Source organism: Enterococcus mundtii (genome assembly GCF_002813755.1).
GTDB classification, from domain to species: domain Bacteria; phylum Bacillota; class Bacilli; order Lactobacillales; family Enterococcaceae; genus Enterococcus_B; species Enterococcus_B mundtii.
This window is the reverse complement of sequence record NZ_CP018061.1, coordinates 1,907,694-1,921,948: the sequence shown is the minus strand read 5'-3', so window position 1 is coordinate 1,921,948 and position 14,255 is coordinate 1,907,694. Positions and strand designations below refer to the sequence as shown.

Annotated in this window: 11 protein-coding genes; 8 read left to right on the top strand and 3 right to left on the bottom strand. The window is 39.5% G+C overall.

The window, feature by feature from the left end:
* Window positions 1–93 precede the first annotated feature (93 nt).
* Genes EM4838_RS09060 through EM4838_RS09050 form a run of 3 tightly spaced genes read right to left on the bottom strand, consistent with a single transcriptional unit; the run spans window position 94 to window position 4,095 of the window.
* Entirely contained in the window at window positions 94–1,680 is a 1,587-nt protein-coding gene (locus tag EM4838_RS09060) for a response regulator (RefSeq protein ID WP_071866867.1), read from the bottom strand.
* Entirely contained in the window at window positions 1,673–3,121 is a 1,449-nt protein-coding gene (locus tag EM4838_RS09055) for a sensor histidine kinase (RefSeq protein ID WP_071866866.1), read from the bottom strand. The genes EM4838_RS09060 and EM4838_RS09055 overlap by 8 nt, the downstream gene beginning before the upstream one ends.
* Before the next feature lie 8 nt (window positions 3,122–3,129).
* Window positions 3,130–4,095: an ABC transporter substrate-binding protein gene (locus tag EM4838_RS09050; protein WP_071866865.1), complete on the bottom strand. Its 966-nt coding sequence runs from the start codon at window positions 4,093–4,095 to the stop codon at window positions 3,130–3,132.
* A gap of 226 nt (window positions 4,096–4,321) precedes the next feature.
* On the opposite strand from EM4838_RS09050, the gene chvE reads away from it, so the two are divergent.
* The 8 genes from chvE to araA all read left to right on the top strand — a co-directional run bounded on the left by chvE (window position 4,322) and on the right by araA (window position 14,065).
* On the top strand, window positions 4,322–5,413 hold the full coding sequence (gene chvE, locus EM4838_RS09045; protein WP_071866864.1) for a multiple monosaccharide ABC transporter substrate-binding protein: 1,092 nt from the start codon (window positions 4,322–4,324) through the stop codon (window positions 5,411–5,413).
* Window positions 5,414–5,707: 294 nt separating this feature from the next.
* Window positions 5,708–7,240 carry a multiple monosaccharide ABC transporter ATP-binding protein gene (gene mmsA, locus EM4838_RS09040; protein WP_071866863.1) on the top strand — a complete coding sequence of 511 codons (1,533 nt, stop codon included), beginning with the start codon at window positions 5,708–5,710 and terminating at the stop codon, window positions 7,238–7,240.
* Window positions 7,240–8,442 carry a multiple monosaccharide ABC transporter permease gene (gene mmsB, locus EM4838_RS09035; RefSeq protein ID WP_023519955.1) on the top strand — a complete coding sequence of 401 codons (1,203 nt, stop codon included), beginning with the start codon at window positions 7,240–7,242 and terminating at the stop codon, window positions 8,440–8,442. The genes mmsA and mmsB overlap by 1 nt, the downstream gene beginning before the upstream one ends.
* Window positions 8,443–8,454: 12 nt before the next feature.
* On the top strand, window positions 8,455–8,778 hold the full coding sequence (locus tag EM4838_RS09030) for a PTS sugar transporter subunit IIB (RefSeq protein WP_071866862.1): 324 nt from the start codon (window positions 8,455–8,457) through the stop codon (window positions 8,776–8,778).
* Window positions 8,779–8,950: 172 nt separating this feature from the next.
* Window positions 8,951–10,039, top strand: a complete 1,089-nt coding sequence (locus EM4838_RS09025; protein ID WP_071866861.1) for a GntR family transcriptional regulator — start codon at window positions 8,951–8,953, stop codon at window positions 10,037–10,039.
* A gap of 302 nt (window positions 10,040–10,341) precedes the next feature.
* Window positions 10,342–11,928 carry a xylulokinase gene (locus EM4838_RS09020; protein WP_100917268.1) on the top strand — a complete coding sequence of 529 codons (1,587 nt, stop codon included), beginning with the start codon at window positions 10,342–10,344 and terminating at the stop codon, window positions 11,926–11,928.
* Complete coding sequence (locus tag EM4838_RS09015) at window positions 11,922–12,620, top strand: L-ribulose-5-phosphate 4-epimerase (protein WP_071866859.1); 699 nt, start codon at window positions 11,922–11,924, stop codon at window positions 12,618–12,620. Before EM4838_RS09020 ends, EM4838_RS09015 begins: the two co-directional genes overlap by 7 nt.
* Window positions 12,621–12,640: 20 nt before the next feature.
* Window positions 12,641–14,065, top strand: coding sequence for an L-arabinose isomerase (gene araA, locus EM4838_RS09010; RefSeq protein WP_071866858.1), 1,425 nt, complete (start codon window positions 12,641–12,643; stop codon window positions 14,063–14,065).
* The last annotated feature ends 190 nt before the right edge of the window (window positions 14,066–14,255 follow it).

Sequence of the window (14,255 nt, the reverse complement as noted above, 5' to 3'; positions counted from 1 at the left end):
TTCACTATTTCTATAATTATAGCAAGTAGTCCAGGTAAGAAAGTAACAACTTTTTCAGACTAAACTGAAAAAAATATTTCGCGGGTTTGTTGCTTATTCGTTGACTAGATAATTATTTTCTTGTAAAGAATGTGCACTATTTTGTTTCTTTTTTCGATACTCTTTAGGTGAGATTTTTTCTTTTCGCTTAAAAATAGAACTAAAATAATTTGGATCATTGTATCCCACTTCTGAGGCTATGACAGATAGTTTTGAATTGGTTTCCCGCAAAAGTCGCCTAGCCATGCTCAATCGTTGTTCAGTAAGATAGTCAATAAATGTTTGTCCTATCCCTTGAGAAAAAATCGTACTGAAATGTGAGCTACTCAAATGGACATGATCAGCCACTTCTTTAAGAGAAAGCTCTGGTTCAAAATAGTGGTTCTCAATATACGTGACGGATTGTTCGAGTACTTCTTTATATTGATTCATGTGATTCTCAAGTACCATTTCTTTTAAAAAGTAAATCATTTGTTCAAGGTATTGGATGAAGAGAGGCGTGTCTGACAGAATGTTCGGGATTTCCTCTGTAGTGGTAAAAGAAACGACTTGATTGGTTTGTTTTTGACGTATCGTTACTAATTCATTCAACTCATTGATGATCAGATGCCTAACGAGAAGTGGATCGGCATGTTGATTGGTCTGTTTAACCAACTTCTCAACAAACGAAGAAATTTCGCTTTTTCTTAGTAAACGAATGGATTCTTTTAGATCAAAAGATTGTCCGTAATTACCAAGCTTTTTTTCATAATCTAAATAAGAAAGAATTTTTATTTTAGGATCGATCTTCAAGTAACTGAGCAAATGAACAGCAGTCTGATAACTATGTGGAATTTCGCTGATTCGTTTGACAGGATAACCGATTGCGATAACTAAATCATCTGTCGTATGACCTAATGTTTTATGAGAAAGCAATGCGACTTGATTTGCTTTTTTTTGTAATAGATCTTCATTTGGATCAAAAATCAATAGTTTGATAAATCGTGAAGAAAGGGAAGAAAAAAGTATTTGTTTATCGTTATCGAATAGCTCGGCCATCTTTTCATGAAAAACATCATAATCTGAAAAAAATTTATTTGTATGATTAGCGATCAAAAGAACCATATATTTATTTCCGGCGATTTCACGTTCCAGTTTTCGACCTTCTTCAATTGCTTCTGAAAGTAGTAATTGATTATTAAATAAAGCATTCAAGTAGAAGTTTTTTTGTACTTCTAAGGAATAGCCATTTGTTTCTTTAGACTGTTTCAATAAGGAAACAGCATCTAATTTTTGGATGATTTGTTCTAGACTCTTTTGTAGTTCATTAGGTTTGATCGGTTTTAACAAATACTCAGCTACTTGAAGTTGGATCGCAGCTTTTGCATAAGTAAATTCATCATATCCGCTAATAAAAATGATTTGGATATCGGGCAAGAGTTTTTTTACTTCATTTGCTAGTTCAATCCCATTCATAAAAGGCATACGAATATCTGTCACCAAGATATCTGGTTTTTGTTCTGCAATCATTGATAAAGCAAGTTCGCCATCGCTGGCATCTTTAATAGAGCCCAGGGGTAGAAAGGTTGAAAATTCAGTGATCATCCTCTTCAATGATTCGCGAATCAAATGTTCATCTTCTGCGATAAAAATTTTATACATTTGCTTCATTCCTATCTATATTTTTTGTAGGGACAACGACATGGACGACTGTTCCGTGATCGATTCTGCTAGAAATCGAGATACTTGCATCGGTTCCATAGTACAAAAGTAAGCGTTTGTTGACATTAAAGAGTCCATATCCTTTATGGAAATTAGTATCTAAACCATCTGCGAGTTCTTGGTTGATCTCCTCTAACTTGGTTTCAGTAATCCCTTTTCCGTTATCAATGATCCAAAAATGGATAAATTCTTCTTGGTCTATATACGCTTTTACGTTGATTTTCCCTGGCCGACGAACCAATTTAGTTCCATGATAGACTGCATTTTCAATCAATGGTTGAAGAATCATTTTCAATATTGGATGATTATTGACTTTTGGATCAATGGTTAATTGATAAGATAATTGGTCTCCATAGCGGATTTGCAAAATCTTCAGGTAATTGTCGCAATGTCGAATTTCCTGTTCGACTGGTATCCAGTCTTTTCCTTGGCTTAATGAAATGCGGAAAAAGTCAGATAAGGCATATGTCATTTCTTTGACTTTTTCAATTTCGCCCATTTCTGCCAACACCAAAATGGCATCTAAACTATTATAAATAAAATGGGGAATGATCTGAGCTTGTAGTGTCCTGACTTCACTTTGCGCAAGATTATATTGCTTCAACGCATTTTCCTCTAACAAAATCACTAAGTTATCAGCCATATCATTCATGCTATTACTTAATTTTTTTAACTCATTATTTTGTGGAGTTTTGATCCGATGATTTAAATGTCCTTCTGCTAAAGCATCAGCCATCTTGATCATTTCATCCATAGGCTGTTGAATTTGGTACATCATTTTCGTGTTGAACTTTCTTGTCAATAGGAAAATCAGCACGATGATAACAGCCTCGATGGTGGAGAGAATCACCAAGGAACTGCGAACTTCTTCACTTTTTATGGAAGCCGTATCGATTTCGATTTTGACAAAATCTTGTAAGATGTCATGGGCAAGTTTGACCGCAGATTCAACATGTAACATCAATGCTTGATTTTCTGCGAATGTTTCTTTTTGATGGATATTTGCAATGATTTTGTCTAAATAGTCAGAAACATTATCAAGGGAGCGCAAAACGATATTGAGTGTTGCTAATTCTTGTGAGTTTTGAGTACTGACTTTGATGGCACTGATTTCTTCTTTGATGCGATTGATCTGGTTGCTCTGTTGAAATTCTTCGGGTGTGATCTGTCCATAAGTTAATCCAAGAGCTTCTTCGATGATTGTTTCTTCTACGTTACTGGCGATTTGATTAGCAATCGAGATATTATGGATACTTTTTTCATAGGAAAAAAGATAATGTGTATAAAGTGCAATGCTAATGATCAAAGGCGTGATTGCTAAAGATAACATGAGCCAGCTTGTATGTCGAAGTAGTACTTTAATGCTTTCGTTCTTTTTCATTTTTCCTCCTAATACCCCCGCGGTGGGATCGTTGAAAAATCATTTTGGTCTGAGAACACCGTATCAGAAACGTAGATGTCTTGTGGAATCGCTTTCTTTTCGAAGTAGCGTTTGACTGTATTGGCAACTAGTTCACCCATAAAAGGATTGCATTCCACCACACAGTTGACCTTTCCTTTTTTTAATTGATCGATCATCTCTTTTTGTGCATCAATGCTGACAATCACAAAATTCTTTTCAAGTTTTTTTTCCTTGATCGCATCTAAGGCACCTAGTGTCATTTCATCATTGTGAGAATAAATGACATCGATTCCCTCAAGTTTTCCCTCATCAATGGCTTTTGAAAATTGTTCTTTGGCTTTTAAGCGAATATAGTCTCCGGTGATCACTTGCCTGACATGGATTCTTGGGTCGCGACCGATGGTTTCTAAAAAGCCGTCTGATCGCAAGCGAGTGGGAGATGTGTTTTCTGAACCACGTATCTCAAATACTTGGATCGATTCTTGTGTTTTTTGCTGGTAATGATTGGTGACATAAAGGCCTGCTCGACTACCTTGTGCTTTGAAACTTGAACCAATATGGGTCAAATAGAGATCTTGTTTTTCCGTTGTGATGTTACGATCAACGATGATGACTGGGATATTCGCTTCTTTCGCTTCTTCCAAAACAGAATCCCAGCCTGTTTCTTCGATAGGAGATAACACGATCATATCGACTTGATAGGCAATGAATGTCATCACATCTTGTATCTGTTGTTTTGGATCAGAGTAACTATTTCGGTGAAGGACTTGGAAATTTTGTTTTTCCAGCGCTTCTTTGATGGATTGATTTTGAACTTTGCGCCAATTACTTTCGGTGCCAGCTTGAGAAAAACCAATGGTCAACTCTTTTTTTGTAGGCTCAGTAGAGTTGAAAGTACACCCAGCCAACAACAGGCAAAAAGCTACCAGGATAAAAAAACTTTTGTTCTTCATAATGAATCTCCCCTTTTATCTATATCATATAGCGTTTTCAATTTTCATATTAGCATGTTTGTCAATTTCGTAAGAAAATCAAGAATCGTCAAAAGAAAATGAAGAAAAATCAAAAGTTTACATAAATTCACGAGGGAATTTATAGAAACACAGAAAAATAATCAATGAAAGCGTTTTATATTTCGATTATGATGAATACATCAAATAAGTATTTGGAGGGACACACATGAAACGAGTTGGGAAAAATTGGTTGGTAGCAATTGTTTTTTTATTAATATCAGTGACAGTATTCGCCGGTTGTAGCAATGGCAGTGCAGCCGGAGATGAAAAAGGATTCGTAGGTATTTCGATGCCAACAAAATCTGCAGAGCGTTGGATCGCAGATGGCGACAATATGGTCAAGCAACTAGAAGAAAAAGGATACAAGACGGATTTGCAATATGGAGAAGACAAAGTAGAAAACCAAGTGGCACAAATCGAAAATATGATCACAAAAGGAGTAGATACGTTGGTCATTGCTTCGATTGACGGTTCAGCATTGACAGATGTCTTAGAAAAAGCACATCAGGCGGATATCAAAGTCATTGCGTATGACCGTTTATTAATGAACTCTGAATATGTCGATTATTATGCAACATTTGATAATTTTGGTGTAGGTGTTTTACAAGCTTCTTATATCGAAGATAAATTAGGCTTAAAAGATGGTGCTGGTCCATTTACGATCGAATTATTTGGCGGTTCACCTGACGATAACAACGCATTGATCAATTACAATGGTGTGATGTCGATTCTTCAACCATATATCGACAGCAAACAATTGAACGTCTCATCAGGTCAAACGAAATTCAATCAAATCGCGACGCTTCGTTGGGATGGCTCAACTGCACAAGCACGTATGGATAACTTATTAAGTGCTAACTATACAGATGAACAATTAGATGCAGTTCTTTCTCCTTACGATCCAATCAGTTTAGGGATCATTTCCTCCTTAAAAGGAGTGGGCTATGGCTCAGCCGACAAACCACTTCCAGTTATCACAGGACAGGATGCAACGATTGCTGGAGTGAAATCCATCATTGCAGGAGAGCAAACACAAACGATCTTTAAAGATACACGGGTGCTAGCTGATAATACGGTAGAGATGATCGAAGCAATCAACAATGATAAAGAAGTGCCGGTCAATGATGAGGAAACCTACGATAATGGTGTGAAAGTCATCCCGACTTATCTAGCTAACCCAGTTTCTGTAGATAAAGAAAATTACAAACAAGAGCTGATCGATACTGAGTATTACAGCGAAAGTGATTTAGGCCAATAAGAGGGCTTTGGAACATTTGTCCTCTTGTACCATTAGAACCGAATAAACGGTGTTTAGAAGCTGACCTTCAACATTAAGCAAAAAATCGGAGAAATATAACCAACTATTTTTCAATTTTCTCTCTTATTGCTTAGGTCAAAACGCTTCTGGTATAACCTCAATAAATAGTGTTTCAGTAGTAGCTCCTTCAAAAATAAGCGTGAGATCTCAAAATTTGAAGAACAATTTTCAGGTTTCGCGCTTATTTTTCGGAGTTGAGCACTTCTATCACACCCTCGATTAGGAAGTGAAAAAATGGCAGATTATATTTTAGAAATGAAAGAAATCATCAAAGAATTCTCTGGTGTTCGTGCGTTGAACAATGTCAATCTCCGCATCAAACGTGGAGAGATCCACGCCCTTTGTGGCGAGAATGGTGCAGGAAAATCCACGTTGATGAATGTGTTGAGCGGTTTGTATCCTTATGGCAGTTATTCAGGCGAAATCATGTATGACGGTGAGGTATGCCAATTCAAAAATCTTAGAGATAGTGAAGCGAAAGGGATCGTGATCATCCACCAAGAATTAGCCTTGAGTCCTTATCTATCGATCAAAGAAAACATTTTTTTAGGGAACGAACAAACAAAACATGGCGTGATCGACTGGAACTTGACGGAACGAAAAACAGAAAATCTACTAAAAACAGTGGGCTTGAAAATCGATCCGAACACCTTAGTCTCACAAATCGGTGTCGGGCATCAACAGTTGGTAGAAATTGCGAAGGCTTTTTCTAAAAATGTTCGATTACTCATATTAGATGAACCAACAGCAGCACTGAATGAAGAAGAAAGTGCCAATCTTTTAGCATTGATCAAGGAGTTTCGCAATCAAGGGATCACTTCGATCATCATTTCGCATAAATTGAATGAAATCGTTGCGGTGGCGGACAGGATCACGATCTTACGAGATGGCCAAACGATCGAAACGTTAGAAAATACAGCAATCAGTGAAGAACGGATCATTAAGGGGATGGTTGGTCGTGATTTAACGAATCGTTATCCTGATCGTCATCCTGATATCGGTGAGGTTTATTTTGAAGTCAAGGATTGGACGGTCCATCATCCATTGACCACCGACCGAATCATCAATGATCATATCGATTTTTCGATTCGACGAGGAGAAATTGTTGGTATCGCCGGATTGATGGGGGCAGGACGAACTGAATTTGCCATGAGTATTTTTGGTCGATCATATGGAAGCAATATCAGCGGTAAGATTTTTAAAGACGGAAAAGAATTAGTGATCAAAGATGTTTCTCAAGCAATTGATCATGGGTTGGCGTATGTGTCCGAAGATCGTAAGTCTGTTGGCTTGAATCTTTTAATGGACATCAGAGAAAATACGACGATTGCTAGTCTCAAAAAAATTAGTCGAAGTGGCATTTTAGATCAAGAAAAAGAAGTGATCGAAGCAGAGAACTTTCGGAAAAAAATGAGGACCAAAGCCACCAATGTGTTCCAAAACGTTGGTAGTTTAAGTGGAGGGAATCAACAAAAAGTCGTTTTAGCTAAGTGGTTGATGACAGAACCGGAAATTTTATTTCTGGACGAACCGACTCGTGGTATCGATGTCGGGGCAAAGTATGAAATCTACACGATTATTGAAGAAATGGCTGCCTTAGGAAAATGTGTCTGTATCATTTCTTCTGAACTACCTGAGATCATCGGTATGTGTGATCGGATCTATACCATGAATGAAGGGAAAATGACGGGAGAAGTGCCTAGAGAAGAGGCAAATCAGGAGTTATTGATGAACCTGATGACAAAAGAAGAGGAGGCAGTGGGCTGATGGAAAATGTCACAAAAAAAAGTCAGGAAAAAAAAGCTTGGAATGTAAAAGAAAAGATATTGGATATCTTTAGTAAATATAGTATGGTCATTATTTTGGTCGCTTTGTTGATCGCTTTTCAACTAATGACCGGCGGGATCTTTTTAAGACCGCTGAATATAACGAATATCGTGTTGCAAAACAGCCATATTTTGATTTTGGCTGCAGGAATGTTGTTGGTCGTACTTTTAGGCTACGTGGATTTATCGGTAGGTTCAGTCATGGCATTTGTAGGGGCGATGGCGGGTATGTTGATGGTCAATAACAACATCAGTCCTTGGCTCGCAGTCCCTTTATGTTTATTAGTTGGTGGGGTGATCGGTGCTTGGCAAGGATTTTGGGTCGCTTATGTAGGAATCCCGGCGTTTATCGTAACACTTGCTGGTCTGCTGATGTTTCGTGGCTTGACACAAGTTGTATTAGGAGGGCAATCTTTAGCGCCTTTCCCTGGAGGTTTCCAAAAAATCTCGACGGGTTATTTACCAGATATCTTTGGTGTTCCTGGAATGCACTTATTGACGTTGATTTTAGGTGTCGTGTTAGCTGTTAGTTTAGTATTTGCTCAATGGCGTGCGAGAGCGCGAAGAAAAGAAAATTTATTTGAAGTACCATCAATGAACGCATTCTTGATCAAAGCAGCATTGACGATCGTTCTTGTCTTAGGATTAAGTTATATCTTTGCTTCATACCAAGGATTTCCAGTAATATTGATCATTTTAGGTGTGATTGTTGGGATATATGGATTTTTGACCAATCGGACAGTCGCTGGACGACAAATTTATGCCACAGGTGGCAATTTGAAGGCCGCTCAATTATCTGGGATCAAGACGAAGAAAATCACCTTTTGGGTATTTGTGAATATGGGCGTCATGGCTGCTTTAGCAGGATTGATCTTAGCCGCTCGTTTAAATGCTGCTACCCCTCAGGCAGGGACTTCGCTTGAATTAGATGCGATGGCTTCTGTGTACTTTGGAGGAGCTTCGACTTCTGGAGGGATTGGAACGATCACTGGAGCAATCGTCGGTGGCTTAGTCATGGGTGTGCTGAACAATGGGATGTCGATCATGGGAGTCGGAGTAGACTGGCAACAGGCAATCAAGGGATTGATTTTATTGCTTGCTGTCGTATTGGATATTTACAATAAAAAACGCAAAATTTCTTGAGGTGGTGAACGGATGGAATCGACAGAGGAAAAACGGATATTATTGATTTGCACCGCTGGGATCACTTCTGGTCTGCTAGTAAAAAATATCCAAAATGCAGCAAATGAAAAAGGGGTGCCTCTACATGTATATTCTGCACCAGCAATCGTGGCAGAGCAAGCGATCCAAAACCAACATATTGACGGACTGATGATCGGTCCACAATCAGAGTATGAAGTGGAACGGTTAAAAGATTTTCTGACGGTAAAAGCTGTTCCTTACAAATTGATTCGTAAAGAAGATTACGAAACATTTGATGGTGAATCTGTCTTAGCAGATATCTTACAATTCTTTTGAAATCACTTGAAGTAAAAGTTGAAAAAGAGCAGTTGTTCCTTACAAAGCGCTAATAAAAAGAATCTCACAGATATTTTTTTGTGTTAATAATCCTTTCCAAAACAAGTTGTGCTACAATGATATCAAATAATTGTTCGGACAACTTGTTTTGGAAAGGATTGGCAAAGTAACCATGGATAAAACAAAATATCAAATGATCGCAGACGAGATAAAGGATAAGATCATTGACCAAATTTTTAAACTAAATGAACCGATACCACCTGAACTCCAATTACAAAAAGACTATCAAGTCAGCCGTCATACGGTAAGACAAGCGATTGGATTGTTAGTCAATGAAGGGTATCTACGTAAAGAAAAAGGTTCTGGAACATATGTCGATGACGCGTATAAGAAAACATCAGAAAGTAGAAAAAATCAAAAGACGATTGGCGTGATCACGACGTATTTATCGGATTATATATTTCCCTCGATCATCCGAGGAATTGAAAAAGCGTTGAGTGAACAAGGATATTCACTCTTATTAGCTAGTACGAATAATGATCATCAACAAGAAAAAAACTGTTTAGAAAAAATGCTGCAGTTTGGTGTAGATGGCTTGATCGTAGAGCCAACAAAAAGTAATGAATACAATCCGAACCTTGCGCTCTATGTCCGATTGAGAGAACAAGGAATCCCGATGGTCATGATCAATGCTGTCTATGAAGAATTAGCGGTCGCCTCGATTTGTGTTGATGATGTAAAAGTTGGCTTTAAAGGGACAGAGTATTTGATCCAGCAAGGACATCAGCGATTACTGTTCATCACGAAAATTGATGATTTACAAGGAAAATATCGGATGAAAGGATTTATTCAAGCGTGCGAAGCCTACGGTATCCAATTTTCGCCGGAAGATATCATTACCTACACGACTGATTCTCGTGGGAAACTAGGTGAAAAAGTCCTCTTACAGCTAAAAGAATCGGCAAGCACCGGCATCATCTGCTACAACGATCAAGTTGCTAGCCAGTTGCTTGATGAGGTGATCGCAAAGGGTTATCAAGTACCGCAGCAATTGTCGATCATCGGAAATGATGATTCCTCGTTGAGTCAGATGGGCGCAGTGAAACTGACCACTTTAACTCATCCAAAAGAGCGGATGGGAAAAGATGCGGCAGAATGGATCATTCACACGATCCAAACGGGTGATCAAGGAGAAAACATCGTCTATGAACCTAGTTTGTTGATCAGAGATTCAGTAAGTGCAGCAAAGAAGGGCGAGTAGCTGAGGGGAAACGCTAAGTGTACCAGATACGATAAAAATTTATTTAATGAAAATTAGTCAATGTCTAGCAAGATATTATTTGCTCTTAAAAAGGTAAAGAGGGGGAATTTACTCTCTTTGCCTTTTTTATATGGCAAATGTGAATTTATCAGGAAAAAGAAAAAGGTTTATGTACGAACAAATAACTATAATATCGTTGACATGTACGTACAAAAAGTTTTATACTGTAACTATCATAAAGAGAAACTAAGGAGGCGTTTGACATCGAAGCGAAAGAAACTAGGCTGAAACGAATAGAAGCGATTCGCACAGGGCAAACAGCACTAGGTATTGAGCTAGGTTCAACGAGAATCAAAGCAGTGCTGATCGATCAACACTATGAGCCGATTGCAGCTGGAAGTTACGATTGGGAAAACCAGTTAGAAAACGGTATTTGGACCTATTCACTTGATGAGATTTGGAAGGGGTTACAATCGAGTTATGGACAGTTAGTCGATGTAGTTTCTGCGGAGTATGAGACGACACTGACTACGATAGGGGCTATCGGCTTTAGCGCAATGATGCACGGCTATCTGGCATTCGATCAAGACGATGAATTGCTTGTTCCTTTTCGCACGTGGCGCAATGCCATTACCGCAGAGGCAGAAGCAAAACTGAGCAAAGCCTTTCATTATACGATCCCACAGCGTTGGAGCATTGCCCATCTATATCAAGCGATTTTAAATAAAGAAACACATTTAAAAGATCTTAGTTACTTTACAACTTTAGCTGGGTACATCCATTGGCAATTGACCGGACAAAAAGTATTAGGAGTTGGAGATGCTTCAGGAATGTTTCCCATCGATCGTCAAACGAAGGGATATGATGCACAAAAGATTGCTATTTTTGATCAATTGGCACAAGCGGAAGGCTTTTCGCAACCGTTAGAAACGCTTCTTCCAGAAATTCGTTTGGCTGGTGAGGTTGCAGGGACGCTGACTGAAAAGGGAGCCAAGCTCTTAGATCTATCCGGTAACTTATCTGCAGGGATTCCTGTTTGTCCACCAGAAGGGGATGCTGGCACAGGCATGGTCGCAACGAATAGTGTGGGGTTACGTACAGGGAATGTTTCAGCAGGGACATCGGCGTTTGCAATGATCGTACTAGACAAAGAGTTAGTAAACATCCATCCAGAGATCGATCAAGTAACAACGCCTGACGGAAGCCCTGTAGCGATGGTTCATACAAACAATTGCTCATCGGAAATCAACGCATGGGTCAAGATTTTCAAAGAGTTCAGTGAGAGTCTTGGCGTGACGATCGATACACAGCAGATTTATGAAACCTTATTTTTGAAAGCGCTACAAGGGGATGGCGACTGTGGAGGATTACTCAGCTACGGGTACCACTCAGGCGAAAACATCACAAAAATGGAACAAGGCAGACCACTATTCGTGAGACAGCCGGATAGTAAGTTTGATTTAGCGAATTTTATGCGGATGCACCTGTCAAGTGCTTTTGGGGCGATGCGTCTAGGGATGGAGATTCTTAAATCCGAACAAGTCACGATCGATCGTTTAGTCGCACATGGTGGGATCTTTAAAACGCCGAAAGTTGCTCAAACGATTCTAGCTTCAGCAATGGAAGCACCTGTCACAGTCATGGAAACAGCCGGAGAAGGAGGCGCTTGGGGGATCGCCTTATTAGCTGCTTATCTCCAAGCGGCAGAAGCAATGACTTTGGAAGAATTTTTAGCAAAAGATGTATTTTCAACTAGTGAAGGTCTGACGATCGAACCAACGGAGGAAGACTTAAGTGGTTACGAACGGTTTATTGAGCTGTATGAAAAAGGGTTGCCTATCGAAGCATCCGCGATCGTATCAATGGAAGAAGGAGTGAGAGAATGTTAGAAGGTCTGAAAGAAGCGGTTTATCAAGCGAATTTAGCTTTACCAAAACAAGGCTTGATCAAATATACGTGGGGGAATGTCAGTGCGTTTGATCGAGAAACAGGATATTTTGTCATCAAGCCTAGTGGTGTGAGCTATGAGGAAATGAAAGCAGAAGATATGGTCGTTGTTGATTTGAATAATCAAGTCATCGAAGGTGAACTAAATCCATCTTCCGATACACCGACACATGCGGTTCTCTACAAACATTTCCCTGAAATTGGTGGGATTTGTCATACGCATTCGACGTGGGCAACGATTTGGGCGCAAGCGGGTCTCGATTTACCCGCCATGGGTACGACTCATGCAGATACTTTTTATGGTAGCGTTCCTTGTGCAAGATTTTTATCGCAAGAAGAAATCGATGCTGGTTATGAACACGAGACCGGCAATGTGATCATTGAGACATTCCAAAATAGAAATATTGATATCATGGCGATCCCGGGAGTGTTGTTACATGGTCATGGACCGTTTACTTGGGGAAAAGACGCTTCTCAAGCGGTGATGAATGCCGTTGTACTGGATGAAGTGGCGAAAATGAACTTATTTACTCGCCAATTGAATAGTTTTTCCGAACCATTGCCACAACGAATATTGGATAAACATTATTTACGCAAGCATGGTAAAGATGCGTATTATGGCCAAAAAAAATAAAAAAAAGAGGAGTTATAAACATGTTAGCAATCAGTGAAAAAGAATTTTGGTTCGTCGTAGGTTCACAACATCTATACGGAGAAGAAGCTTTAGCACAGGTCAAAAAGAATGCGGAGACGATCGTTACAGCACTAAATGATCACCAAACGTTGCCTTATCCGATCGTACTAAAAGAACTAGCAGTGACTGCTGATACGATCACTTCGATCATGAAAGAAGCGAATTACCAAGAGCAAGTAGCAGGTGTGATCACTTGGATGCATACTTTCTCGCCAGCAAAAATGTGGATTCGTGGCACACAATTATTACAAAAGCCTTTGTTGCATTTAGCTACTCAATTTAACGAGAGCATCCCATGGGAAACGATCGACATGGACTTTATGAACTTGAACCAAGCAGCTCATGGGGATCGGGAATATGGTTTTATCAATGCACGACTCAATAAGAAAAATGAAATCGTGGTTGGTCATTGGCAATCCGAAGATGTGCAACGTCAAATCTCAGACTGGATGCATGTGGCTGTGGCTTATAATGAAAGCTTCTCGATCAAGGTTGCTCGTTTTGGCGACAATATGCGTAATGTGGCTGTGACCGAAGGAGACAAAGTTGAAGCACAGATCCAATTTGGTTGGGTGGTCGACTATTATGGGATCGGTGATTTAGTCAAAGTGATCGATGAAGTCACTGATGAAGAGGTAGCGTCATTATTTGAAGAATATAAACAACTTTATGATTTTGATTATGCCAATTATGACCATGACACTTGGGAGGCACATGTCAAAGTACAAGCAAAACAAGAAATCGGGATCAGACGTTTCTTGGAAGCGGGCAATTACAGTGCTTTCACAACAAACTTTGAAGATCTTTACGGTATGCAACAATTACCTGGCTTAGCAGTCCAACGGTTAATGGCAGAAGGCTACGGATTTGCCGGTGAGGGGGATTGGAAAACAGCTGCTTTGGATCGGATGTTAAAAATCATGGCACAAAACAAAGACACAGGTTTCATGGAAGATTACACGTATGAATTGACGCCAGGAAAAGAAGCAATTTTACAGTCTCACATGATGGAAGTAGATCCAACATTGGCTGTCAATCGACCAAAAATCGTTGTTTCGCCATTATCGATGGGTGATCGAGAAGATCCGGCTCGTCTAGTGTTTGATGGTAAAGCAGGCGATGGTGTTGTAGTTTCTATGGCAGATTTTGGGACGCATTACAAATTGTTGATCAATGAAGTGGAAGCTTTTGAACCAACGGAAGCAGCCCCACATTTACCAGTGGCACGCGTACTTTGGAAAGTCAAACCGAATTTCCATGAAGGAGTAGGTGCTTGGATCCGCACAGGTGGCGGACACCATACCGTTGTGTCATTGCACCTTACGACTGAGCAGATCCAAACGTGGGCACGCTTGGTTGATTTAGAAGATATCGTCATCAAATAAATGAAACGACTAAGTAAGAGACTTTAGAAAAACTTACGTCTGATGCCTCTTTTCAAAGAAGTAGAGCGTTATGATGTCATTTATTAGAGATTCAAGTTAAAGTTAAATAAATACCGTAATGTTATCAACTGATCGAGGTCGATAGCATAGGCGAGCAGTCGAAAGAAGCGACGAAGATGAGTCTGGACAC